This window comes from Marivivens sp. LCG002 (assembly GCF_030264275.1).
In the GTDB taxonomy this organism is placed as follows: domain Bacteria; phylum Pseudomonadota; class Alphaproteobacteria; order Rhodobacterales; family Rhodobacteraceae; genus Marivivens.
Window position 1 is genome coordinate 653,081 of sequence record NZ_CP127165.1, and the last position, 22,197, is coordinate 675,277.

General features: G+C 59.3%; 25 protein-coding genes and 1 tRNA gene. 17 read left to right on the plus strand and 9 right to left on the minus strand.

Features of this window, described 5'->3' with window-relative positions; all coding sequences use genetic code 11:
* Positions 1–156 precede the first annotated feature (156 nt).
* The 3 genes from QQG91_RS03320 to QQG91_RS03330 all read left to right on the plus strand — a co-directional run bounded on the left by QQG91_RS03320 (position 157) and on the right by QQG91_RS03330 (position 2,819).
* Positions 157–1,719 (plus strand): bifunctional metallophosphatase/5'-nucleotidase, encoded by a 1,563-nt coding sequence (locus tag QQG91_RS03320; protein WP_285771565.1) that lies wholly within the window; start codon positions 157–159, stop codon positions 1,717–1,719.
* A gap of 120 nt (positions 1,720–1,839) precedes the next feature.
* The gene (locus tag QQG91_RS03325) at positions 1,840–2,148 is read left to right on the plus strand and encodes a DnaJ family domain-containing protein (RefSeq protein WP_285771566.1); all 309 of its coding nucleotides are present in this window, start codon (positions 1,840–1,842) and stop codon (positions 2,146–2,148) included.
* Entirely contained in the window at positions 2,148–2,819 is a 672-nt protein-coding gene (locus tag QQG91_RS03330; protein ID WP_285771567.1) for an SOS response-associated peptidase, read from the plus strand. Before QQG91_RS03325 ends, QQG91_RS03330 begins: the two co-directional genes overlap by 1 nt.
* Here the strand turns inward: QQG91_RS03330 and QQG91_RS03335 are convergent.
* Positions 2,816–3,160, minus strand: a complete 345-nt coding sequence (locus QQG91_RS03335; RefSeq protein ID WP_285771568.1) for a cupredoxin domain-containing protein — start codon at positions 3,158–3,160, stop codon at positions 2,816–2,818. The two genes, QQG91_RS03330 and QQG91_RS03335, sit on opposite strands and share 4 nt — an antisense overlap.
* Before the next feature lie 157 nt (positions 3,161–3,317).
* Between QQG91_RS03335 and QQG91_RS03340 the strand changes: the two genes are divergently transcribed.
* From QQG91_RS03340 to QQG91_RS03350, 3 genes are all read left to right on the plus strand, one after another.
* Positions 3,318–3,391, plus strand: a tRNA-Gly gene (locus tag QQG91_RS03340).
* A 136-nt stretch (positions 3,392–3,527) separates the two neighbouring features.
* On the plus strand, positions 3,528–5,321 hold the full coding sequence (locus QQG91_RS03345; protein ID WP_285771569.1) for an ABC transporter transmembrane domain-containing protein: 1,794 nt from the start codon (positions 3,528–3,530) through the stop codon (positions 5,319–5,321).
* A gap of 100 nt (positions 5,322–5,421) precedes the next feature.
* Positions 5,422–7,311 carry an acyl-CoA synthetase gene (locus QQG91_RS03350; RefSeq protein ID WP_285771570.1) on the plus strand — a complete coding sequence of 630 codons (1,890 nt, stop codon included), beginning with the start codon at positions 5,422–5,424 and terminating at the stop codon, positions 7,309–7,311.
* A gap of 37 nt (positions 7,312–7,348) precedes the next feature.
* On the opposite strand, the gene metG is transcribed toward QQG91_RS03350, so the two are convergent.
* On the minus strand, positions 7,349–9,061 hold the full coding sequence (metG, locus tag QQG91_RS03355) for a methionine--tRNA ligase (RefSeq protein ID WP_285771571.1): 1,713 nt from the start codon (positions 9,059–9,061) through the stop codon (positions 7,349–7,351).
* Positions 9,062–9,219: 158 nt separating this feature from the next.
* On the opposite strand from metG, the gene QQG91_RS03360 reads away from it, so the two are divergent.
* Together QQG91_RS03360 and QQG91_RS03365 are read left to right on the plus strand one after the other, a co-directional pair.
* Complete coding sequence (locus QQG91_RS03360) at positions 9,220–10,263, plus strand: aldo/keto reductase (protein ID WP_285771572.1); 1,044 nt, start codon at positions 9,220–9,222, stop codon at positions 10,261–10,263.
* A gap of 1 nt (position 10,264) precedes the next feature.
* Positions 10,265–10,792, plus strand: coding sequence for a lipocalin family protein (locus tag QQG91_RS03365; protein ID WP_285771573.1), 528 nt, complete (start codon positions 10,265–10,267; stop codon positions 10,790–10,792).
* Here the strand turns inward: QQG91_RS03365 and QQG91_RS03370 are convergent.
* Positions 10,759–11,475: an NUDIX hydrolase gene (locus QQG91_RS03370; protein WP_285771574.1), complete on the minus strand. Its 717-nt coding sequence runs from the start codon at positions 11,473–11,475 to the stop codon at positions 10,759–10,761. The genes QQG91_RS03365 and QQG91_RS03370 overlap by 34 nt on opposite strands.
* 27 nt (positions 11,476–11,502) lie before the next feature.
* Positions 11,503–11,898: a DUF983 domain-containing protein gene (locus QQG91_RS03375; RefSeq protein WP_285771575.1), complete on the minus strand. Its 396-nt coding sequence runs from the start codon at positions 11,896–11,898 to the stop codon at positions 11,503–11,505.
* 206 nt (positions 11,899–12,104) lie between these two features.
* Between QQG91_RS03375 and QQG91_RS03380 the strand changes: the two genes are divergently transcribed.
* From QQG91_RS03380 to QQG91_RS03395, 4 genes are all read left to right on the plus strand, one after another.
* Positions 12,105–12,623, plus strand: a complete 519-nt coding sequence (locus QQG91_RS03380; RefSeq protein ID WP_285771576.1) for an EF-hand domain-containing protein — start codon at positions 12,105–12,107, stop codon at positions 12,621–12,623.
* A 93-nt stretch (positions 12,624–12,716) separates the two neighbouring features.
* Positions 12,717–13,307 (plus strand): RNA polymerase sigma factor, encoded by a 591-nt coding sequence (locus tag QQG91_RS03385; RefSeq protein WP_285771577.1) that lies wholly within the window; start codon positions 12,717–12,719, stop codon positions 13,305–13,307.
* Positions 13,297–13,665, plus strand: coding sequence for a hypothetical protein (locus QQG91_RS03390; RefSeq protein ID WP_285771578.1), 369 nt, complete (start codon positions 13,297–13,299; stop codon positions 13,663–13,665). Before QQG91_RS03385 ends, QQG91_RS03390 begins: the two co-directional genes overlap by 11 nt.
* A gap of 3 nt (positions 13,666–13,668) precedes the next feature.
* Positions 13,669–14,160, plus strand: a complete 492-nt coding sequence (locus QQG91_RS03395) for a periplasmic heavy metal sensor (RefSeq protein WP_285771579.1) — start codon at positions 13,669–13,671, stop codon at positions 14,158–14,160.
* Here QQG91_RS03395 and QQG91_RS03400 read toward each other — a convergent pair.
* Positions 14,157–15,530, minus strand: coding sequence for a diguanylate cyclase (locus tag QQG91_RS03400; protein WP_285771580.1), 1,374 nt, complete (start codon positions 15,528–15,530; stop codon positions 14,157–14,159). The genes QQG91_RS03395 and QQG91_RS03400 overlap by 4 nt on opposite strands.
* A 93-nt stretch (positions 15,531–15,623) precedes the next feature.
* Here QQG91_RS03400 and QQG91_RS03405 point away from each other — a divergent pair, with 93 nt between their 5' ends.
* On the plus strand, positions 15,624–15,902 hold the full coding sequence (locus tag QQG91_RS03405; protein ID WP_285771581.1) for a DUF3572 domain-containing protein: 279 nt from the start codon (positions 15,624–15,626) through the stop codon (positions 15,900–15,902).
* Positions 15,899–16,600: an HAD family hydrolase gene (locus QQG91_RS03410; protein ID WP_285771582.1), complete on the plus strand. Its 702-nt coding sequence runs from the start codon at positions 15,899–15,901 to the stop codon at positions 16,598–16,600. Before QQG91_RS03405 ends, QQG91_RS03410 begins: the two co-directional genes overlap by 4 nt.
* On the opposite strand, the gene QQG91_RS03415 is transcribed toward QQG91_RS03410, so the two are convergent.
* Entirely contained in the window at positions 16,566–17,492 is a 927-nt protein-coding gene (locus QQG91_RS03415) for a zinc ABC transporter substrate-binding protein (protein WP_285771583.1), read from the minus strand. The genes QQG91_RS03410 and QQG91_RS03415 overlap by 35 nt on opposite strands.
* A 69-nt stretch (positions 17,493–17,561) precedes the next feature.
* On the opposite strand from QQG91_RS03415, the gene QQG91_RS03420 reads away from it, so the two are divergent.
* The 3 genes from QQG91_RS03420 to QQG91_RS03430 are packed head-to-tail and all read left to right on the plus strand — an operon-like array spanning position 17,562 to position 19,599.
* The gene (locus QQG91_RS03420) at positions 17,562–18,041 is read left to right on the plus strand and encodes a Fur family transcriptional regulator (protein WP_285771584.1); all 480 of its coding nucleotides are present in this window, start codon (positions 17,562–17,564) and stop codon (positions 18,039–18,041) included.
* Entirely contained in the window at positions 18,038–18,811 is a 774-nt protein-coding gene (locus QQG91_RS03425; protein ID WP_285771585.1) for an ATP-binding cassette domain-containing protein, read from the plus strand. Before QQG91_RS03420 ends, QQG91_RS03425 begins: the two co-directional genes overlap by 4 nt.
* Positions 18,811–19,599, plus strand: a complete 789-nt coding sequence (locus QQG91_RS03430) for a metal ABC transporter permease (RefSeq protein WP_285771586.1) — start codon at positions 18,811–18,813, stop codon at positions 19,597–19,599. The genes QQG91_RS03425 and QQG91_RS03430 overlap by 1 nt, the downstream gene beginning before the upstream one ends.
* Here QQG91_RS03430 and dtd read toward each other — a convergent pair.
* The 3 genes from dtd to QQG91_RS03445 all read right to left on the minus strand — a co-directional run bounded on the left by dtd (position 19,596) and on the right by QQG91_RS03445 (position 22,121).
* Positions 19,596–20,033, minus strand: coding sequence for a D-aminoacyl-tRNA deacylase (gene dtd / locus QQG91_RS03435; RefSeq protein WP_285771587.1), 438 nt, complete (start codon positions 20,031–20,033; stop codon positions 19,596–19,598). The genes QQG91_RS03430 and dtd overlap by 4 nt on opposite strands.
* Positions 20,030–20,944: a carbohydrate kinase family protein gene (locus QQG91_RS03440; protein WP_285772302.1), complete on the minus strand. Its 915-nt coding sequence runs from the start codon at positions 20,942–20,944 to the stop codon at positions 20,030–20,032. Before QQG91_RS03440 ends, dtd begins: the two co-directional genes overlap by 4 nt.
* An 82-nt stretch (positions 20,945–21,026) precedes the next feature.
* Positions 21,027–22,121 (minus strand): TFIIB-type zinc ribbon-containing protein, encoded by a 1,095-nt coding sequence (locus tag QQG91_RS03445; protein WP_285771588.1) that lies wholly within the window; start codon positions 22,119–22,121, stop codon positions 21,027–21,029.
* Positions 22,122–22,197: the final 76 nt, after the last annotated feature.

Below are 22,197 nucleotides of genomic sequence, written 5' to 3' on the forward strand. Positions count from 1 at the left end.
CGGGCTGCCTCGTTTTGCTGCGAACTGCGAAATCTGCGAGCGGGCCGCGCGTGTCGCACGGTTGTGACGTTCGGGAATTAGACAAAGATCGAATTATTTTTTTGACTGGATGGTCAAAGGATTTCACTCTGTCGTCATCCAACCTGGGGGATTATCATGAAAACGACAATTTTCGGCACCACCTGTGCCCTTGCTCTATGTGCGGGTCCTGCTCTTGCGGATTATTCGCTCACTATTCTTCACACCAATGACTTTCACGCGCGGTTCGAACCGATCAGCCAGTTCGATTCCACCTGTAACGCGGAAGCAAATGCTGCAGGCGAATGTTTCGGTGGGACGGCGCGTCTGGTGACGTCGGTTGCCGAGGCGCGGGCGCGCTCGAACAACACCATTCTCGTCGATGGTGGTGATCAGTTCCAAGGCACGCTCTTTTACACCTATTACAAAGGCGCGATGGCGGCAGAGTTCATGAACAAGCTCGGCTATGACGGCATGACGGTCGGGAACCATGAATTCGACGATGGCCCCGAGGTGCTTCGCGGCTTTATGGACAAGGTGAGCTTTCCCGTTCTGATGTCGAATGCCGATGTGTCGGGCGAACCGACGCTTGCGGGCGTTCTGCAAAAGTCGGCAGTGATCGAACGGGGCGGCGAAAAGATCGGTCTGATCGGTCTTACACCCGAGGACACGGACGAGCTTGCCAGCCCCGGACCCAACGTGATCTTTACCGACTCCGTTTCTGCGGTTCAGGGCGAGATCGACAAGCTGACCGCCGAGGGTGTTAACAAGATCGTCCTGCTCTCGCACGCAGGGTATGCGATGGACCAGAAGGTCGCCGCAGGGACCATGGGGCTTGACGTGATTGTGGGCGGCCACACCAACACGCTTCTTGGCGACATGGAAGGCGCGGAAGGTCCCTATCCGACGATGGTCAACGGGGTCGCGATCCTCTCGGCCTATGCCTATGGCAAATTCTTGGGCGAGCTGAACGTCACCTTTGACGATGCGGGCAATATCATCGAGGCATCTGGGCAACCCATCCTGATCGACGGCCAAGTGGTCGAAGACGAGCCGACCGTTGCGCGTATTGCCGAACTTGCCAAGCCGCTCGAGGAAATCCGCAACAAGGTTGTGGCCGCCACCTCGGACGCATTGGACGGTGACCGCGCAAACTGCCGCGCGCGCGAATGTTCTATGGGCAACGCTATCGCGGACGCCATGCTTGCCCGCGTCAAGGATCAGGGCATCGAGATCGCCATCCAGAACGGCGGCGGCATCCGTGCGTCGATCGACGCAGGTGAAGTCACCATGGGCGAAGTTCTCACAGTTCTTCCGTTCCAGAACACACTCTCCACGTTTCAGGTGACGGGCGAAACCATCGTCGCAGCACTCGAGAACGGGGCGTCGCAGATCGAAGAAGGCGCGGGCCGGTTCCCTCAGGTGGCGGGCATGAGCTTTACCGTTGATCCCGCCAAGCCCGCGGGCGAGCGGGTTTCGGACGTGATGGTGGGCGGTGCACCGATCGACATGGCCAAGGTCTATGGCGTGGTGTCCAACAACTATGTGCGCAACGGCGGTGACGGATATGCGATGTTCCGCGATGCCCAGAACGCCTATGATTTCGGACCCGATCTTGCCGATGTGACGGCCGAGTATCTGGCAGCTCAGGCGCCCTATACCCCTGTCATCGATGGCCGCATCAAGATCGTCGGCGAATAAAACCCCTTTGATCACCCCTACTTTCTGGTGGGGGTGATCACCGCGCTTGCCGCGCACCGCTTGGGGCTTTCGGGACAGGAAGCGAAAGGTTAATCTCGGCGTCATACCGACGAGGGACACATGGACCATCCGCTTATCGATCTGATCAATGCCCGCATTGCCGCTGCCGAAGCGGAAGGTGCCTTTGACAATCTCGAAGGCGCGGGCAAGCCGCTCCGATGGTCGGATGATCCCGAAAACGAGCTGATCAATCGGCTGATTGCCGAAAATGGGGCCGTGCCCGAATTCGTCTCGCTCAGCCGCGAACTGGCCAAGCTTCGCCAAGAGCTTTTGGAGACGGGTGATCGCACGCGCCGCAGCGAGATCATGAAGGAAATGTCGATGATGGAAGCGCGGATTGCAATGTCGCGCAAGGCGTATAGCCGCTGATGTGTGGCCGTCTTTCCATCACCGAGCCGACCGAAGCCATGGTCCAAATGTTTCAGGCGAGCCCGTCGAATTCACTTCCCGTTGGGCCGAATTATAATGTTTGTCCGACCCAAGAGATCGCGGTGGTGACCTCGGACGCGGGTCTTCGGCATCTTCGTCCCATGCGTTGGGGGTTCATTCCTGCTTGGTACAAAACTCCGACCGATGGCCCGCTCTTGATCAATGCCCGCTCGGAAACGATTGCCGAGAAGCCCGCCTTCCGCGAAGCCTGTCGGCAAAGACGGTGCCTGATTGCGGCCAGCGGGTTCTATGAATGGAAACGGGAAAAGGGTGCCACGCCGCTGCCGTGGTATGTGACGCGTAGCGACAATACCCCGATTGTTTTTGCAGGTATCTGGCAGGACTGGGGGCAGGGCGGTGAGCGTGTCTCGACCTGTGCCGTCGTGACCTGTGACGCCAACGCGGATATGGCGCCGATCCATGACAGGTTGCCGGTTGTTCTCGAACCGAAGGACTGGCCCAAATGGCTTGGCGAAGAGGGCAAGGGCGCGGCGCTTCTGATGAAGCCGACCGAGGTCGGACGGCTTCGGTTTACCCGTGTCGGCACCGCGATCAACTCCAACCGCGCGCAGGGACCCGAATTGATCGAGCCGTGGGAAGACGAGGGTTAGTTCGGCGGCGCGTCAAAGGAAAATGCCGCATAGCGCGAGGAGTCGTATTTGTCGTGATAGGTAAGCACGAACCCCGTAGCAGCGGTCACAGTATATTCCGACCCAGGCGCAATGTCGCTGACTTCCCAAGCGTTGAGCCCCGATCCCTCGGGAGCGGCGTCGGATTTGATCGACTGGACAGAATCAGACCCGTTGTAAAAGCGGATCTTGTCTCCTGGAACGACATAGGTCACGGCGGGAAAATAGCCCAAACCGGTGATAACTACTGTTTTCGTTTCTTCTGCTTGGACCTGTAATGTTGTGAGTCCAAAGGCAAAAGCGGAAGCGAGAATGCGGCGCATCAATAAAATCTCCAATTCACTTGGCCAAGCACAAAGGAATGGCACTTGCTCCTTCGCTACTCCCCGATTTCGGCGTTAATGTGGCAAGACTTGGCATCTTTATGTGCATTAGCCGCTTGCACCCGTCGCCGAGGTTGGACTATATCCCAGCCAGAGCGCGGGTGTTGTGTAATGGTAAGACCTCAGCCTTCCAAGCTGATGATACGGGTTCGATTCCCGTCACCCGCTCCAAAATCCCCCAAGTTACCATGATACGGCGCCTCGAAGGCGATTTGTGCCCTCTCGCCCAAAGATGAGACATCGCGGCGCTTGAGCTTAGGTGTCACGTTCCTTATGTGTCGGTGACACATAAAGACGGCAAGGTGCAATGGCTGACCCAACACGTATCAACGCAGACGAGCGCGAGAAATCCAAAGAGATCGGCGCTCTCAAGGGGCTTTGGCCTTTTCTCAAACCCTATGCGGGCAATATTGCCCTTGCGATGGTGTTTCTTGTCGTCACCTCGATGATCTCTCTGACGCTGCCTCTGGCGGCGCGGCGTGTGGTCGATAACTTCGAAGACGGTCTTAGCCCGCTGCTCAACCAATACTTCGGCGCTGCCATCGGGATCGTTGCGCTTTTGGCTTTGGGCACGGCGCTGCGCTATTATTTTGTGACCCGATTGGGCGAACGCGTTGTTTCGGACATCCGAGAGGCTGTTTTCAACCGCATGGTCGCAATGTCCCCTGCGTTTTACGAACGGATCATGACGGGCGAGGTTCTCAGCCGCATCACCACCGATACCACGCTGATCCTCTCGGTGATCGGTTCTTCGGTCTCTGTCGCGCTTCGCAATGTTCTTGTGTTTTTCGGCGGGCTGATCCTGTTGTTCCTGACCTCGCCCAAGCTGACCGGTCTTGTTCTGTTGATCGTGCCGCTGGTCATCGTTCCCATTGTTGTGCTCGGCCGCAAGCTGCGCAAACGCAGCCGCGAGCATATGGACTGGATCGCGGCTTCTTCTGGCAACGCTTCCGAGGCGCTTCTTTCGGTCCAAACGGTTCAGGCCTTTACCCAAGAGGGATCGGTGCGTTCCAAGTTCAACGATGTCACCGAGAAAAGTTTTGATGTGGCCTTGCAGCGGATCAAAACGCGGGCGCTTTTGACCTTCATCATCATTTTCATGATCTTCTCGGGTGTTGTCGGTGTGCTTTGGGTCGGTGCACGCGATGTTGCGGTCGGCGCGATGACGGTCGGCGAGCAGGTGCAGTTCGTGATCTATGCCATCATGGTCGCAGGCGCCGTCGGTGCTCTGACCGAAATCTGGAGCGAATTGCAGCGCGCGGCAGGAGCGACAGAACGTCTTGTCGAGCTTCTCAACGCCGAGGACAGCGTCGCCGATCAACCCGCTCCCGAAGCAGTGGGCGCAATGAACCGCGGCAAGATCGAGTTCGACCGCGTGACTTTCCACTATCCGAGCCGTCCGAATATGGCAGCGCTCGACGACATCAGCCTTACGGTTGCGCCGGGTGAAACGGTTGCTCTTGTCGGACCGAGCGGTGCGGGCAAGTCGACGATCATCCAGCTCTTGCTCCGGTTCTATGACCCCGAGGCAGGTTCTATCCGCATCGGTGGGCAGGACCTTCGCGAGGTCGCGCGCTCCGAGTTCCGCAAAGGCATCGCGCTCGTGCCGCAGGACCCTGTGATTTTTGCCGATACCGCGCGCGAGAACATCCGTTTCGGTCGCCCCGAAGCCACCGACGCTGAAGTTGAAGCCGCAGCCAAGGCCGCTGCCGCGCATGACTTCCTTTCGATCCTTCCCGATGGGTATGATACCTACGTGGGGGAACGCGGGGTGATGCTTTCGGGCGGTCAAAAGCAACGGATTGCGATCGCCCGTGCGATTTTGCGCGATGCGCCCATCCTCTTGCTCGACGAGGCGACAAGCGCTCTTGATGCGGAAAGCGAACGCTTGGTGCAACAGGCGGTCGACAAGCTGGCGCAGGATCGCACGACCCTGATCGTGGCGCACCGTCTTGCCACCGTGAAAAAGGCCGACCGCATCGTCGTGTTCGATCAAGGCCGTATTGTTGCCCAAGGCACGCATGACCAGCTTGTTGCCGAGGGTGGGCTTTACGCCCGTCTGGCCAAACTCCAGTTTACAGAAGGTCTCGCAGCGGAATAACGACGTTTCGCTGCGTAATCCTTGCGCCTTTAGATGTAATTCACCATCTTGATCTAAAGGGAGAAAGCCGCAGTCGCTGCGGCAGCAAGGGAGATTACTTATGCCTTACGCATCAGTTGCGGATCGTGACGCTATCGTTGCCGAAATGCCTTGGGAAAACCGAGAGTTGCCGACGACGACGTATGACTTGCTTTGTCAAACCGTCGACAAGTTTCCGGATCGCGACGCAACCAGCTTTCAGATTTTCTCCGACCCGACGAGCAAGAAGGAAACGCTGACCTGGCGCGAGCTCAAGGAAAAGGTGTGCCAGACCGCGAACATGCTGCGGGATCTCGGTGTGGGCGAGGATGATACCGTCGCCTATCTTCTTCCCAATTGCACCGAAGCGATCCTCACTTATATCGGCGGACAGATCGCGGGCAAAGTGAACCCGATCAACCCGCTTCTTGATGCCGAACATATTGCGGGCATCATGCGCGAGACCAACGCCAAGGTGCTAGTCACCCTGCGCGCCTTCCCCAAGACCGAGGTCGCACAAAAGGCCGCCGAAGCGGTCGCGCTTGCTCCGAATGTCAAGGCAGTGGTCGAGGTTGATCTGGTGCGCTACCTCACAGGAGCCAAGCGTCTGATCGTGCCGCTCATCCGACCCAAGGTGAAGGTGACGCACAAGGCCAAGGTCGTCGATTTCAATCGCACGATGACTACCAAATCCAAGTCGCTCTCATTCGCACCTTCGACTGAGGATCGCGTTGCCGCGCTCTTCCACACGGGCGGAACGACGGGTCTGCCCAAAGTGGCGCAGCACCGCTACTCGGGCATCGTCTACAACTCTTGGCTCGGAGCCCGTCTTCTCTTTACCGAGAAGGACGTGCAGATGTGTCCGCTGCCGCTCTTCCACGTTTTCGCAACCATCGTGTCGCTTGGTGCGTCGCTTTCGTCGGGTGCGCATTTTGTGATCCCGACGCCCCAAGGCTATCGGGGCGAGGGGGTATTCGACAATTTCTGGAAGCTCTGCGAGCGGTATAAGGCCACATTTATGATCACCGTGCCGACGGCCATGTCGGCGCTGATGCAAAGACCGGTGAATGCCGATATTTCGTCGCTCCGTCTTGCCTTTTGTGGCTCTGCGCCTTTGCCGCTCGAGCTTTACAAGCGGTTCGAGGCTGCCGCAGGCGTCACCATTTGCGAAGGCTATGGCCTCACCGAGGCGACCTGTCTTGTCTCGATTAACCCGCCTGACGGTGAGAAAAAGGTCGGCTCGATCGGGATTCCCTTCCCCTATACCGACGTCCAGATCGTCGATACCGCAACCCAGAAAGTTCTGGGCTGTGACGAGGTCGGGGAAATCTGTGTCTCGAACCCCGGTGTTTCGCTCGGACATACCTATACCGACGAAAGCAAGAACGTATCACTCTATTATCCCGGCCCCAAGAGCGAGACGCAGTATCTTCGCACGGGCGACCTTGGGCGACTGGATGCGGACGGCTATCTTTGGATCACGGGCCGCGCCAAGGATTTGATCATTCGCGGTGGCCACAACATCGATCCCGCCGATATCGAAGAGGTCCTTGCAGGTCATCCTGCCGTTGCTTTTGCAGGTGCGATCGGTCAACCCGACGCCCATGCAGGCGAGCTCCCCTGCGCCTATGTCGAATTGGTCGCGGGCGCGAGTGTGACCGAGGACGAGCTTTTGGCCTATGCCGCCGAGAATATCCACGAGCGCGCGGCCATTCCCAAGCACATCGAGATTCTGCCCGAACTGCCGAAAACCGCAGTCGGCAAGATATTCAAGCCCGATTTGCGCCGCCTTGCAATCACCCGTGTCTATAATGCGGCTCTGTCGAATGCGGATGTCGCCGCCGAAGTCGGCGAGGTTATCGAAGACAAGAAGCTCGGGCTTGTGGCCTGTCTCGTGAAAACGGGCACAGCCACCGATGATGACGTGGTCAAGGCGCTTGGTGCCTTTACACGTCCGTGGCGCTGGGCCTGACCTGAAACAAAAAACCCGCCTTTCGGCGGGTTTTTCTTTAAGTGCGAACTCCTGCGAAGCGCGCTTGCCATTCTTCGCGCTCATCGTCCGTGATCTTGCGGAAGAGGTTCTCGGGAACCTCGAATCCGTGACCCGCTTGCAGGGCGGAAAGAGCGGTTTCCACACTGTCGGGCCATGCGCTGTCCTCGGTCTTCATTGCGGCCAGCATGGTCGCGGCGGCATCGGGGATGAAGGGGGCCGAGAGGATCGCATAAAGACGGATGAGGTTGAGGCCGAACCGCACCTGCATTGCGGCCGTTTCGGGGTCTTCCTTGAAGGTGGACCACGGCGCGGCATCCTGAAGGTATTCGTTGCCGATCACCCAGATGGCGCGCAGCTCGCCTGCCGCCTTGCGCACTTCGATGGCATCCATAAAGCCTTGGTAAGCGGTCAGACGCTCGGAAAGAGCAGAGATGACCTCGGCTTCTTTGGCCCCGAAAGCGCCGCCGGCAGGAACCTCTTCACCGAATTTGGAGCGACAGAACTTGGTGATGCGGCTGACAAAGTTGCCGAGCACGTCGGCAAGGTCCTTGTTCACCGATTGCTGGAAGTTCTCCCAAGTGAATTCCGAGTCCGAGCTTTCGGGGGCGTGGCTGAGGAGCCACCAACGCCAATAGTCGGACGGAAGGATTTCAAGCGCCTGATCCATAAACACCCCGCGTCCGCGCGAGGTCGAGAATTGGCCACCGTCATAGTTCAGATAGTTGAACGATTTGATGTAATCGACGAGCTTCCACGGCTCGCCCGACCCCAAGATCGTGCAGGGGAACGAAAGCGTGTGGAATGGCACGTTATCCTTGCCCATGAACTGGGTATAGGTCACGTCCTCGGCGCCTTTGTCGGTGCGCCACCAGCGTTCCCAATCGCTGCCCTTGCCGGCTGCGACCCATTCTTGCGAACAGGCGATGTATTCGATGGGCGCATCGAACCAGACATAGAAAACTTTGCCTTCCATCCCAGGCCAATCCTGATCGCCCTTTTTCACAGGCACACCCCAGTCAAGGTCGCGGGTGATACCGCGGTCCTGAAGGCCGTCGCCGTCACGCAGCCATTTCTTGGCGATGGAGGTGGTCAGGACGGGCCAGTCGGTTTTGCTGTCGATCCATTCCTCAAGCTGGCCGCGAAGCTGCGTCTGGCGGAGATAGAGGTGCTTGGTCTCGCGCATTTCAAGGTCGGTCGAGCCCGAAATCGTCGAATGCGGGTTGATAAGGTCCACGGGATCAAGCTGTTTTGTGCAGTTGTCGCATTGATCGCCGCGCGCACTGTCGAAACCGCAGTTGGGGCAGGTGCCTTCGATATAACGGTCGGGAAGATAACGCCCGTCCGCATGGCTATACATCTGCTTTTCATTGACCTCGGCAATCAGCCCCGCTTCGGCCAGACGGCCTGCGAAATGCTGGGTCAGCTTGTGGTTCTCCTGCGAGGACGAGCGACCGAAATGGTCAAAGGACAAACGGAAGCCTTCGGCGATCCTTGCCTGCACTTCATGCATTTCGGCGCAATACTCGGCAACGGGCTTGCCGGCTTTGGCAGCAGCAAGCTCGGCGGGCGTGCCATGTTCATCGGTGGAGCAGAGGAACAGGACCTCGTGTCCACGGCCGCGCTGGTATCGCGCAAAGAGATCGGCGGGAAGCTGGCTTCCCACGAGGTTCCCAAGGTGTTTGATCCCGTTGATGTAGGGGATGGCCGAAGTAATGAGATGGCGTGCCATACGTGCCTCTTGATCAGATTTGCTAGCGGTTTAACGCGCCCAAGGCCAAAGGGCCAGTGCCTTGGGAAAGCCCGAGCGCTTTGGGAGGTAAAAAGTCACCCCCCCCTTGCCCTCGGCTAAGATAAGGCTAGGGTTTGCCCGCAAATAAGGGGAGCGACATGGAAAAGATTGCACTTGGCCGCACGGGGATCGAAGTCACCAAGTGGTGCCTCGGCACGATGACCTTTGGAACCCATACCAAACAGGATGACGCGGACCGCCAACTCGATATGGCTCTGGATGCAGGGATCAATTTCGTCGATACGGCCGAGATGTATCCCGTCAATCCGGTGGCCAAGGAAACGGTCGGGATGACCGAAGAAACCATCGGCAATTGGATCGCCAAATCGGGGCGTCGCGGCGAGTATATCCTCGCCACCAAGGTATCGGGGCCGAACGGCGGTTTCTTCCGAGACGGTCGGAGCTTTGATGGGTCGAACATCGAACAGGCCATCGACGACTCGCTGCGTCGTTTGCAGACCGATTACATCGACCTTTACCAACTCCATTGGCCGCTGCGCGGGTCCTATCATTTCCGCCAGAACTGGGGCTTTGCCGCCAAGCCGAACAATCGTCAGAAAACGCTTGATCATATGGCGGGTGTGCTGACCGCACTTCAGCGCGCCGTCGGTGCGGGCAAGATCCGCGCCTTTGGTCTCTCGAACGAAAGCGCTTGGGGCACCACGCGCTGGATCGACGTTGCCGAACAGGTCGGCGGGCCGCGCGTGGCCAGTATCCAGAACGAATATTCGCTGCTCTGCCGTCTCTATGACACCGATCTTGCCGAGGTTGCGGTGAATGAAGACGTGCTTCTTGCGTCCTACTCGCCGCTGGGCTGTGGACTTTTGACCGGCAAATACCAGAACGGCGCGTTGCCCGAAGGCAGCCGCCTTGCGCTCAATGGCGATCTCGGCGGGCGCAAGACAGACCGCGTTTTCGCGGCGACACAGGCCTATCTCGATATCGCTGCCAAACACGGGCTTGATCCTGTGCATATGGCAATGGCGTGGCAGGATACGCGGCCTTTCCCGATTTCGGCGATCTTCGGTGCCACAACAAGCGCACAGCTCGAGCGTATCCTTGCAGGAAAAGATGTGAAACTTGGTCAAGACGTTCTGAAGGACATCGAGGCTGCGCACAAAGCGCACCCGATGCCATTCTAGGATGCGCGCGGCAATTCTATTGACCGCGTTCTTGGGGCTTGCCGCCTGTGGTGGCGGGCTCTTCGAGAGCTATCGTGACCAAAGCGTTGCGATTTCCTCGCAGGCGAATTTCCTGCCCGAGCGGTATTTGGGAACTTGGCACGAAGTGGCGCGGTTTCCTGTGCCCTTCGAGCGGAACTGCGTCGGCGTGACCGCCGATTACGGGCAAAATAGCGATGGCACGATTTCCGTCTTCAACACTTGTCGCAATGCGGACGGAAGCGTGCGCTCCACGATCAAGGGCAAAGCGGATATCGTCGGGCCGGGACGGCTCAAGGTCAGCTTCCCGTCCATTCCCTTTGTTAAATCCGACTATTGGGTGCTCTGGGTCGATCAGGACTATCGCACAGCCGTGGTCGGCGCGCCGAACGGTCAATCGGGTTGGATCCTGAACCGGACCCCCGATATCTCGGCCGATCGTTTACAGGCGGCCAAGGATATTCTGGGCTATAACGGTTACGATCTGTCGCGGCTCGAGGTGTTGAAATAAGCCTCGAGCGGGCTTTGACCACCCAAACGTGCGATCGTGTTGGCCTCGTCGTTGTTGCGAAAGAACGGCACCGAGACCGGCGGGCCTTTGCGATCAAGGTTCGCCGCGACTTCGGCCAGCACGCATTCGGTGATGAAGGGAAGGTCGAACTTGCGCGCCTGCGACAGCGGTATCCACTGAAGATGTGAAAGCTCGTCCTCGGCGCGGGAAAAATCATCGGGGTCCGAGGACAGCCGCGACGCATCCACGAGGAAAAAGCGGGCGTCGAAACGACGGGGGCGACCTTTGGGTGTCACGGCGCGAAAGATGAACTCAAGGCCCTCGAAACTCGGGATATGGCCCGTTGCTGCGTAGCCGCGCCAGCCCTTGGGCGCGCCTTCCCAAGTCTCTCTGGAGCCAAGAACAAGCCCCGTTTCCTCGAACAACTCACGAATAGCGGCAGCGGCAAGGGCGGCAGGCAACATGGCGCTCTGCATCGCAAGACGCTCTGCGCAGACTTCTGACAAGGCGCCCGCCACAGGAACAGTGGCATCCACGGGATCGACCGCCCCACCCGGAAAAACGAACTTTCTGGGCATGAAAGCCGCGTTTTCACCTCGCTGCCCCATAAGGATCGAAGGATTGGTGTCGCGGTCTTTGATGACGACAAGCGTCGCTGCATCGCGAATTGGAGTGTCCGACATAGAAGTCCCTTATGGTTTCAAAGGGGCTTAGTCCTCGGACCGTCCGAAGCCATGCATGCGCTTGGCCCATTGAATGCCGACCACAAGCCCTTTGAGCCTTGGTAGCAGGAAAAGCGAGAGCGCAACACAGCCAACGGTAAAGATCGTCGCCATAACCATCGGATCGGGACGGAACTGGACAAAGACGATATGGATCAGCGGCGCCATAAGGTGTCCGACTACGAGGATGGTCAGATAGGCGGGACCGTCGTCCGCACGATGGTGCGACAGCTCTTCGCGGCACGCAGGGCAACGATCGTTCACCTTGAGATAGCCGGCAAACATCGGGCCTTCGCCACAGCTCGGGCAACGGCGGCGCAAGCCACGCATTACGGCCGTTTTGGTCGAGCGTTCTTCGGTGGTGATATCGGTCGTATGGATCATGCAGCATCTCCGGTTCGCGCTACACATGCGACTTTCGGCCGAACAAAGAAAGAGGACATTCTGTCCTAGGGGGGCGTTCGGCAAAAATGCGCGAAAAAAATCGCAGCGGCGCGACGGAAGCGGAAGCGAGGGGCGTATTACAGTCGATCACGGCAGTTGAGGGCCTGATCTGAACCCAATCGACGACCTCGTTAAAGGATAGAAAAATGAAAAAGCAAATCGTTCTCGCCGCTCTTCTTGCCGCTCTGGGCACCACTGCCGCCTATGCAGACATGGGGCGCGGCTTTGGTGGGGCACAGGCTCCGAGCTTTGCCGAACTTGACGCGGATGGTGACGGCAATGTCACGCTCGCCGAGATCGAAGCCATTCCTGCGGCCCGTTTCGCAGCGGCCGACACCGATGGCGATGGCACGCTGAGCGCCGAAGAAATCGCCGCGATGGTTGCCGCGCAGGCGACCGCACGCTCGACCGATATGGCGACAAAGATGCTGGAACGGCTCGATGCCAATGACGACGGCGTTCTGAGCGCGGACGAAATGACCCCCAAGGCAGGGGATCGTTCCGAGCGCATGTTCTCGCGCCTTGATGCGGATTCGGACGGCAACATCACCCAAGATGAGTTCGACGCAGCCGCAGCCGCCCGCCCTGAGCGCGGCGGTGAAGGAAAAGGCGGCAAGGGTGGTCATGGCGGCGAAGGCCACGGCAAAGGTGGACGCGGAAACTAATCCCCCCGCGCCTTGGGGGTCCGCCTGCGCGGGCCTCCTCTCTTCCTACCGAGTGATTGCCACGCGCTGGCCAAGCAGATAGCACTTTGGACGATGACACTAGCTGCCTTGCAGGACACTGAAATTCCCGATGGAGCGCTCCTCGTTGCTTATGCCAACGGAGATCGAGATGCTGCGCGCATTCTGGCGGGACGGCTTGCACCGCGCATATTGGCTCAGGCGTATCGTATGCTCGGGGATCGGGCCGAGGCCGAAGACGTCACCCAAGAGGCGTTGATCCGCCTTTGGCGCATCGCACCTGAGTGGCGGCAGGACGAGGCGCAGGTTTCGACATGGCTTTATCGCGTGGCCTCGAACCTCTGCACCGACCGTCTTCGCAGGCGCAAAAGAAGCGTGGGTATCGACACGATTGCAGAGCCCGAAAGCGGGGCTCCTTCGGTCGCAGAAGAGATGCAGGATCGAGCACGACACAAGGCGCTTCAGGAGGCTTTGTCCGAGCTTCCCGAACGGCAGGCCCAAGCGGTCGCATTGCGTCACCTCGACGGGCTCGGAAACCCCGAGATCGCCGAGATCATGGACATCAGCGTTGAGGCCGTCGAAAGCCTGACAGCGCGTGGGAAAAGAGCGCTGGCCGCACTTCTGGCCGGCAGGAAAGCTGAATTGGGGTATGAAAATGACCACTGAAAAGCCCGATATGAACGATTTCGAACTCGACGAGATTTTCGCTTCTGCGCGGCGCACGACGCCCGAAGTAAGCGATGATTTCATGACGCGACTCCTTGCGGATGCGGCGATGGTTCAGGACGAGTGGTCGGCGCCCCCCGTGGAGAAAATAACAGAAAGCGGCGGGCTGTTGACCCTTGTTTGGAGCATGCTCGGCGGCTGGGTGGGCACAGGCGGGCTTGCCGCCGCTGCGATCACGGGACTTTGGATCGGGATTGCACCGCCCGATGCGCTTTCCGTCATTGACGATGCGATCTGGGGCACAAGTGTTGACCTGACCGTGTTTTCTTCGGACGATGTTTTGGGTGTGGAGGGCTAAGCGATGAGTGACCAACCGAAATCCCGCTTTCAAAAACTGACAGAGGGCAAGGCGCTCAAGATCGCCTTTGTCATTTCGCTCGCCTTGAACGTCATGATCCTCGGCGTGATCGGGGGTGGCCTGCTCAACGGCAAACGCCCCGCCCCGATGGGGGGGTATGACGTCAGCTTGGGTGAATTCGGCAAGGCCCTGTCTCGTGACGACCGCGCCAAAATCCGCGAGGATCTGCGGGCGAACCCGAGTTTCAGGCTTCCGTCGCGCGGCGCGCGCGAAGAGTCGGTGCGTGCGTTCATTACGGCCGTGCGCGCTGAACCCTTTGACGTAGGTGTGATCGAAGACCTCTTTGCCGCTCAACGCGACCGCGGTGCGTTGGCGATGCAGGCGGGGCAGGAGGCTTTGATCAAGCGACTTGTCGAAATGGATGCGCAAGAGCGCAACGCCTTTGCCGACCGCGTCGAGCATTTCGCGACAAGAGGCAAACAGGACGACCGCTAGGAGGCGAGGGCGCTCACGCTGACCATGTTGCGCCCCGCAAGCTTTGAGCGATAGAGCGCCGCGTCCGCCCGCTCCAGCGGTGAGGACAGCCGATCACCGAGCGTGCCGCCCAGAGCCACTCCGATCGAGACCGTCATGCCGATGGCGCCCCCAGCCAATTCCGCATAGATCGGCGTGCTTTCGATCCGGTCGCGCAGCCTTTCGGCCATCGCTTCGGCGGATTTGAGATCGGCCTCGGGCATCACCACCACGAATTCTTCGCCGCCAAAGCGCGCAACAAGATCATTCGAGCGCGTCCCCTGTTTGAGGAGCGCGGCGATAGAGACAAGCGCCTGATCCCCGACGGCATGGCCATAGGTGTCGTTGATCCGTTTGAAATGGTCCACATCGATGGCAAGGATCGCATAGGTCGTCGCATTTTCGCGCGCATGCTCGGCAATCGCCTGGATATGCGGTTCGGCATAGCGGCGGTTGTGAAGTCCCGTAAGCGGATCGGTCAATGCGGCTTCGACCCCGTTCCGTAAGGTGGCGCGCAGTCGTTCGAGCTTTTGCTTGCGGTAATGTAGCTTGCCGATGCGAAGGGTGATTTCGTCGTGGCTCGCGTCACCCGAAACCGTGTCCGACGCTCCGAGATCGAGAGCAAGCGCCGCGATGGCCGACCCATCCTCGGGCGTGATGACCAACTGTTCGGCGCTCCGCGTGTCGGCCCTGCTCCGCAGCTCTGTGATGAGCCGAAGAGCTTTGCCTTGGCCGAGGGGGTCCTGACCCCCGCGGGCGTCGATCAACAGAACATCGGGCGGTGGGGCATTCTGGGGAAAAGGTTGCGCAGGATCGAGACAGCTCACGATAAAGCGCCCGCCTGTTTCCAAGGCCTGCACCAGCGCGCGTGCCCGAATTGGAATATGCGTCAGGATCAGAACCCGAGCGGGGCGACCGAAGCCATCACTGTGTTCGGAAAAACCCAAAGCGCGCTCGGTAACGAAACCGAGCGGCCGTTCGCCCGTATGCATCCGCAAAAGGCTTCGGATACGGGCAAAAAGATGGGCGTCGCTGGTGCTTTGATCCAAGGCATCATCGGCCCCAGCGGTAAGCCAATCCGTGCGCTTGCGCTTGTCGCTCGCCCCGAAGGCGAGGATGGGAATATGGCTCGTCTCGGACCCGAGCCGAAAGGCTGCACAGAATTCGCGGATGGCGGGATAACCTGTGCCCATTGCGGCAATAAGAAGGTCGGGTTTCCCTTCGGCGAGTGCGATCTTGGCGTCCTCGGAACTGGCGCAGCCGATCACGTCGAAGCCGACACTCTGAAGCCGCACCTTGAGGAGAATGCGATGTGTCGTCGACGGATCGAGGACAAGAATTTTCCCTGACATGTTGAATTTCCTCGCGCGATGCGGATAGCTCCGATTTGAGTCAAAGTGACCCAAAGTTGTTAAGAAACCATTGCCATCGGCACGGGAGCATCCATGAAACCTGAACAGGCTGAAACACTCGCGCTGCGCGCTCTTGCTTGGCTTGCGGGAAATGACGAGCTTTGCCCCATCTTTATGGGGTCAACCGGCACATCGGTCGATGATATGCGGGAGAGGGCGGCGGACCCGACCTTTCTGGCCTCGGTGCTCGAATTCCTCACTATGGATGACGCTTGGGTGGTCGCGTTTTGTGATGCCCATGCCTATGCCTATGAAGAGCCGCTAAGGGCGCGCTATGCACTTCCGGGTGCGGAGCATGTGCATTGGACATGAAGGGACTTGTTTTCGACAAAGACGGCACGCTCTTCGATTTCAACGCGACATGGGGGCCTTATGCCAAGCAGTTGCTGATCGAGCTGGCGCGTGATGACGACCATCTCGCGGCGCTGGCGGCCCTCATGGGGGTGAAGATCGACGAAGAGCGGTTCACCGCCGAGAGTGTCTTTATCGCCGAGACCGCCAAGGTCTGGACCGCGCTCCTTGTGCCGCATCTCGATATCTCGCAGGACACTCTTTTTGCATTGGTCAGTGAAAAGGCAAAAGCGGTGCCGCAGGTGCCTGTGACGGATCTTTTCCCCTATCTCTCGGGTCTGAGGGACCAAGGCTATGTGCTCGGGATTGCGACCAATGATACCGAAGGCCCCGCGCGGGCGCATCTGGCAGCACACGGTATTCTGGATCTATTCGACTTTATCGCAGGTGCAGACAGCGGCTATGGTGCCAAGCCCGAGGCAGGCCAGCTCGCCGCGTTTTGCGAGCGGACGGGCCTCGCTGCCAAGGACTGTGTCATGATCGGGGACAGTCTTCACGATCTGCACGCCGGTCAAAAGGCAGGCATGACGCCGGTGGCGGTCCTGACGGGGCCGATGCCGCGGCATGTGCTTGCGCCCCATGCCGCAACTGTGTTGGAGACGATTGTCGATCTTCCCGATTGGCTCAGTTCGTCGCGCCCGTGCACTCGGCCAGAGTGACGAGAATACCGCCGAGCAAGGCACGATAATACTCCGCACCCGTCAATTCCGCATTCCCAAGCGGATTGACCATCGCGATGTTCGCCTCGGTGCCTTCGGCAACCAGCGCCGCAAGATCGGGATTGCTCTGAGGGTCGGTGAGGATGCAGGAAATTCCCTGCGCAACGACCTGTTCCTTGAGGACAGCGATATGCGCAGGACCGGAAGCCGAAGCATCCGAGAGCGCGATGGCCCCCGATGCAGGCAGATCGAGCGCGGTTTCGAGGTACTGGAAGCTATCGTGAGAGACGAGGTAGCCCTTGCCACGGAGTTTCTCGGCCTCTGCCTTGAGCGCGGTTTCAAGGGCGCCCATCTCCATCGCAAAGGTCTGGGCATTGGCCGAGACTTCGACACCGGCGAGGTTGTTCTGGGTCAGGACATCGGCCAAGGTCTCGGCCCATGCAGCCGCGTTGAGGGGCGAGAGCCACGCATGAGGGTCGAAATCGCCATGCCCATGCCCGTGGTCGACTTCGTGCTCGTGTTCCTCGTGGTTCTCGACGTGCCCGATCGCTTCGAGATCGCGCAATGGCAACGGCGTCCACCCTTGGGTTTCGAAGGCTTCGATGATGATCGTCTCGCCATCGAGGCTCTCGAGAGCCTGCTCCATCCAAGGCGACATTCCTTCGCCCGACCAAAAGACCACATCAGCGCCGTGCAGCATCCGTGCATCCGAGGGCCGCATCGCGAAATCATGGGGCGAGCCACCTTGAGGTAGGAGCGCGCGGACCTCGACATCTGGCCCGACAACCGCAGAAGCGATCGCTGCAAGCGGTGGAATATCGGTCACAATGGTCAGCGATTGCGCATGGGCGGGCAGCGCAAGGAGCAAAAAGGGCAGGGATCGAATCAGCATGGTTCTTCTTGTGCAATTTGAATGGGTCGGATATATGAGTTACGTTATAACATCACAAGGCTTGATTTGATGACGGGTGCAAAAGGCTTTTCCCACCACGATCACCACAGTTGCGTGCACGATGCGATTGCCTCTGCCGAGCGCTCTTGTGCGGATCAAGGGCTCCAGCTCACCCCTGTGCGGCGGCGGGCGCTGGAAATCCTGCTCGAGTCGCATCAGGCGATGGGGGCCTATGACGTGCTTGCGCGTCTGGACAAGGACGGGTTCGGCTCGAAACCGCCCGTCGCCTATCGTGCGCTCGGGTTCCTTGTGGACAACGGCTTTGCCCATCGCATCGAACGGCTCAATGCCTTTGTGGCCTGCACCCATCCCGGAGCGGAGCACGACCCTGCCTTTATGATCTGTCGCAGCTGCCACAAGGTGGCCGAAGCCGAAGCGCCGCGCGGTGCGCTTCTCAAGGGGAGCGCCGATGAAGCAGGCTTTGTGATCGAGCAAACCGTCATGGAAGCCGAGGGGCTTTGTCCTTCGTGTCAGGGGGGCAAAGCTTGATCCTTCTGGAAGCAAAGAACCTTTCTGCAGGACATGGCGGAGAACAGGCCGTTCTCGAGAACGTGTCCCTGACCATCAGACGTGGTGAAATCGTCACCATTGTCGGGCCGAACGGGTCGGGAAAATCGACGCTCCTTCGGTCGCTCATCGGGGCGATCAAACCGACGGGCGGGCGGATCGAACGGAAATCGGGGCTCAAGATCGGTTACGTGCCGCAAAAGCTCCATATCGACCCGACCTTGCCGATGACCGTGCGGCGCTTTCTCGATCTGCCGCATCGGGTCAGTGATGCAGCCGCTGGTGCCGCCTTGGTCAAAGCGGGGGCGCCCGACCTTGAGGATCGGCAAATGACCCGTCTTTCGGGCGGGCAGTTCCAGCGCGTCCTTCTGGCGCGTGCGATCCTGAGCGAGCCCGACCTTCTGATCCTCGACGAAGCAACGCAGGGCCTTGATCAACCGGGGTCCGCGCATTTCTATCGCCAGATAGAAGAGGTGCGCGATACGCTCGGCTGCGCGGTTCTGATGGTCAGTCATGAACTTCACGTGGTGATGAGCGCATCCGACCGCGTGATCTGTCTCAACGGGCATATCTGCTGCGAAGGCTCGCCGGCTGTCGTCTCGGCTGCGCCTGCCTATCGCGAGCTCTTTGGCACGGGGACGGGCGGGGCGCTTGCGCTCTATCGTCATGAACACGACCACGATCATGACCATCACCATGCCCACGATGATCATCACCACCCCCATCACAAGCACCACGAGGATGCGCATTGATGTTTGACGATTTCTTGGTGCGCGCGGCTTTGGCAGGCGTCGGGACCGCGCTTGCGGCAGGTCTTTTAGGGTGTTTCGTGGTTTGGCGCCGGATGGCCTATTTCGGTGATGCAACGGCCCATGCGGCGATCCTCGGAGTGGCGCTTGCTCTGGGGTTCTCGGTTTCGATCTTCGTCGGTGTGGCGGGGATCGCGCTGCTCATGGCGCTCAGCATCTTTGCACTTACCGGCAAGGGCTATGCGGTCGATACGGTTCTAGGCGTTCTGGCGCACGGGGCGCTGGCAACGGGGCTTGTCGCCGTCTCGTTGATCCCAGGCGCGCGAATCAACCTTGATGCCTATCTCTTCGGGGATGTTCTCACCGTTTCCAAAACGGATCTTGCGATTATTTGGGGCGGGGCGCTTGTTGTAGCGCTTGTGCTTTGGCGGCATTGGTCTGCGCTTCTGACCTCGACGCTGAACCCCGATCTCGCCTATGCCGCTGGGCTGAACCCGAGACGTGAGCAACTCGTTCTCACGCTTCTTCTTGCTGCCGTGGTGGCGGTCTCGATCAAGGTGGTCGGGGCGCTGCTGATCACGGCGCTTTTGGTTATTCCCGCCGCAACCGCCCGTGGCTTGTCGCGCACGCCCGAGCGGATGGCGTTCATCGCAGCGGGTTTGGGGGCCTTTGCGGCGTTGGGGGGATTGGGCGTTTCGCTTTATCTCGATACGCCCGTCGGTCCCTCGATCGTCGTGGTTGCGGCCGCCATGTTCGGCGGCTCGACCCTCGCGACCGCGATGCGCCGCTAGACGTCCATCCAGATCGTCACGGGGCCGTCATTGACGAGCGAGACCTTCATGTCCGCGCCGAACTTGCCGCAGGCCGTGGGGATGCCGAGTGCCGCGACATCCTTTTTGAAAAGCTCATAGAGCCGCTCGCCCTCGTCGGGGTGGGCGGCATAGCTGAACCCCGGACGGTTTCCACGGGATGTGTCGGCGGCAAGAGTAAACTGGCTCACGATCAAGGCCGAGCCGCCGATGTCGAGGATCGAGCGGTTCATCTTGCCGTCTTCGTCCTTGAAAATGCGCAACTTTGAAATCTTGGCGGCAAGTTGGGCGCTTTTGGCATCCTCATCCCCGTCCATGGCGCAGATGAGGATCAACAGACCCTCACCAATTTCGCCGATGACTTCCCCGTCGACCTTGACCGAAGCTTCGGTGACGCGTTGGAGAAGCGCTCTCATAGCTCGTTTGCCCATGGCGGGTTTGCACCCGCGCGCGAGACGGTCACAGCCGCCGCCTGCACCCCAAGGGTCAGCGCCGCGCGGATCGACGTTTCATCAAGCGTCTTGAGCGCCTGCTTTTCAAGGGCACCGCGCTTGTAGAGCGCAGCCAGAACGCCCGCGTTGAAAGTATCGCCCGCGCCGACCGTATCAACGACTTCGACTTTGTTGGCGGGGACTTCGACAACGTGCTGGTTGGTATAGCCGACCGCACCTTCGGCCCCTTTGGTGATGCAGACGAGACGTGCGCCCATGTGCAGGATTTCACGCGCCATGGCTTCGATGTCGTCGCCGCCCATGAGCCAAGCGAGGTCTTCGTCCGAGAGTTTGACGATATCGGCATGACGGAACATGCGGTCGATGCGGGCGCGATAGCTCTCTTCGTCCTTGATGAACGAGGGGCGGACATTGGGGTCGATCATGGTCACGCGCTTGGTGCTCTCGCGGATCATCAAGGCCTCATAGGTCGCACCGCAAGGTTCGACCACCAGTGAGATCCCGCCAAAGAACAGCGCGTCCGCAGTGACGGTCGGAAGGTCATCCATGGAAAGCATGCGGCCCGCAGTGTTTTCATCATAGAAGGCATAGGTCGCCTGACCGTTGACCAGCTTCACATAGGCCACGGTCGAGGGGCGATCCGAAATCGCACAGGCCGAGGTGTCGACCTTGGACTCTTTGAGCGAGTTCAAAAGGATGTCACCGAGGAAGTCGCTCGCGATCCCGGAGAAAAACGCCGAAGGTGCGCCGAGACGTCCAAGCGCGATGGCCGTGTTGAAGACCGCGCCGCCCGCATAGGGGGCATAGGCGTCTTCACCCGCTTCGGATTTGCGCGGGAGCATGTCGATGAGGGCTTCACCACAAGACAGGATCATTGGGGTCACTTTCTCCAAAAGGCGCCGTTAGCGCAATCATTTGACCAAAGGGGGTGCAAGAATTGCGACCTCAGGTCAAGTGTTATTGATTTTGCGCAGCGATGTAGCCCACAATTCCCGCAGCGATAAGCCCCAAGATGACGGCAAAGGCGATCTTCCACGCAGAATAGGGCCGTTCGCCCTGAACTTTGCCCGTCTGTCCGTTGACCACAAAACGATAGCTTTTGCCGCGATACTTGTAAGCGGCAAGCCAGACAGGAAGCAGGATATGCTTGAACGTCACATCCTTGATTGTGGTATTGACCGAAGACACCCGTTGATGGTCGCCGCCGATGTCGAACTTGATGTCGCGCAAGATGATCGCGTCCATGATCTGACGCCCCTCGGTATAGCCGTCGCTCAGATCGACCTGATAGCCCTCGGCCCGAAATCCCGCCAGAAAATCGGCGGAATAGGGCAGTAGGGCCGACAGGTCCCAAGGCTGAAGTGCATCGGTGTATTTCTTGGGGAGCGAGCGCGAGGCAAGGACAAGCACATCGTCAAAGAACCGTGCGACGCGGCCCGAAACATTATGCCAGCGTGTCTTGCGGACCTGAACCGTCTCGCGCTTGCCGTCACGGACGACGGTTTGTGTTTCGTAATAGTCGTCGCCGCGTTGGCCCGTGTATTGGGTCTTGGTATCGGCATCAAAGGTCCAGTAGGGCACATAGATGCCGTTCATCTTGCGCCCCTTGCGCGCATATTCCCTAAGACCGTTCGGAGCGAACCAAAGACTGCCCAGCCACGCATTCATCGCCTCGTGGGCCTGCGGTTCCGAAAGCGCGAAAGGCACTACGCCTTTGGGCTTGATCTGGCGGTGCGCCCCTGTGTCGGTGACGACGGGGGTTGCGCAAAACGGGCATTCGGCGGAGTGGATGCTTTCGTCGAACTCGAAGGAGGCGCCGCAATTCTGGCAGTCCACATTCCGTGTTACTTCGATTTCGGCCTGCGGCAGCTGGTCGCGGATCGCGGCCTCGAAATCGAGCTCGCGGATGGCTTCCCCCGTAAAAGCGCCCTTTTCCACGGCTTCGGTATTGCCGCAAAAATCACAGATCAAACGGTCTGCGCCCGGCTCGAAGCGCATATCTGCGCCGCATTGATGACAGGGAAAACGGTGTTCTACGGGTGTTTGGCTCATGGGTCAGATTTTCGAAATTTCGGGTCCGGGGGGCTAACAGAATTTTTTGGGTGGCCGTTAAAGAGCAGTTATTCAA

Excerpts from the sequence above, each read along its gene's own strand:
- QQG91_RS03320 (WP_285771565.1), top strand. The coding sequence starts at position 157 with ATGAAAACGACAATTTTCGGCACCACCTGTGCCCTTGCTCTATGTGCG.
- QQG91_RS03325 (WP_285771566.1), top strand. The coding sequence starts at position 1,840 with ATGGACCATCCGCTTATCGATCTGATCAATGCCCGCATTGCCGCTGCC.
- QQG91_RS03330 (WP_285771567.1), top strand. The coding sequence starts at position 2,148 with ATGTGTGGCCGTCTTTCCATCACCGAGCCGACCGAAGCCATGGTCCAA.
- QQG91_RS03335 (WP_285771568.1), bottom strand. The coding sequence starts at position 3,160 with ATGCGCCGCATTCTCGCTTCCGCTTTTGCCTTTGGACTCACAACATTA.
- QQG91_RS03345 (WP_285771569.1), top strand. The coding sequence starts at position 3,528 with ATGGCTGACCCAACACGTATCAACGCAGACGAGCGCGAGAAATCCAAA.
- QQG91_RS03350 (WP_285771570.1), top strand. The coding sequence starts at position 5,422 with ATGCCTTACGCATCAGTTGCGGATCGTGACGCTATCGTTGCCGAAATG.
- metG (WP_285771571.1), bottom strand. The coding sequence starts at position 9,061 with ATGGCACGCCATCTCATTACTTCGGCCATCCCCTACATCAACGGGATC.
- QQG91_RS03360 (WP_285771572.1), top strand. The coding sequence starts at position 9,220 with ATGGAAAAGATTGCACTTGGCCGCACGGGGATCGAAGTCACCAAGTGG.
- QQG91_RS03365 (WP_285771573.1), top strand. The coding sequence starts at position 10,265 with ATGCGCGCGGCAATTCTATTGACCGCGTTCTTGGGGCTTGCCGCCTGT.
- QQG91_RS03370 (WP_285771574.1), bottom strand. The coding sequence starts at position 11,475 with ATGTCGGACACTCCAATTCGCGATGCAGCGACGCTTGTCGTCATCAAA.
- QQG91_RS03375 (WP_285771575.1), bottom strand. The coding sequence starts at position 11,898 with ATGATCCATACGACCGATATCACCACCGAAGAACGCTCGACCAAAACG.
- QQG91_RS03380 (WP_285771576.1), top strand. The coding sequence starts at position 12,105 with ATGAAAAAGCAAATCGTTCTCGCCGCTCTTCTTGCCGCTCTGGGCACC.
- QQG91_RS03385 (WP_285771577.1), top strand. The coding sequence starts at position 12,717 with ATGACACTAGCTGCCTTGCAGGACACTGAAATTCCCGATGGAGCGCTC.
- QQG91_RS03390 (WP_285771578.1), top strand. The coding sequence starts at position 13,297 with ATGACCACTGAAAAGCCCGATATGAACGATTTCGAACTCGACGAGATT.
- QQG91_RS03395 (WP_285771579.1), top strand. The coding sequence starts at position 13,669 with ATGAGTGACCAACCGAAATCCCGCTTTCAAAAACTGACAGAGGGCAAG.
- QQG91_RS03400 (WP_285771580.1), bottom strand. The coding sequence starts at position 15,530 with ATGTCAGGGAAAATTCTTGTCCTCGATCCGTCGACGACACATCGCATT.
- QQG91_RS03405 (WP_285771581.1), top strand. The coding sequence starts at position 15,624 with ATGAAACCTGAACAGGCTGAAACACTCGCGCTGCGCGCTCTTGCTTGG.
- QQG91_RS03410 (WP_285771582.1), top strand. The coding sequence starts at position 15,899 with ATGAAGGGACTTGTTTTCGACAAAGACGGCACGCTCTTCGATTTCAAC.
- QQG91_RS03415 (WP_285771583.1), bottom strand. The coding sequence starts at position 17,492 with ATGCTGATTCGATCCCTGCCCTTTTTGCTCCTTGCGCTGCCCGCCCAT.
- QQG91_RS03420 (WP_285771584.1), top strand. The coding sequence starts at position 17,562 with ATGACGGGTGCAAAAGGCTTTTCCCACCACGATCACCACAGTTGCGTG.
- QQG91_RS03430 (WP_285771586.1), top strand. The coding sequence starts at position 18,811 with ATGTTTGACGATTTCTTGGTGCGCGCGGCTTTGGCAGGCGTCGGGACC.
- dtd (WP_285771587.1), bottom strand. The coding sequence starts at position 20,033 with ATGAGAGCGCTTCTCCAACGCGTCACCGAAGCTTCGGTCAAGGTCGAC.
- QQG91_RS03440 (WP_285772302.1), bottom strand. The coding sequence starts at position 20,944 with ATGATCCTGTCTTGTGGTGAAGCCCTCATCGACATGCTCCCGCGCAAA.
- QQG91_RS03445 (WP_285771588.1), bottom strand. The coding sequence starts at position 22,121 with ATGAGCCAAACACCCGTAGAACACCGTTTTCCCTGTCATCAATGCGGC.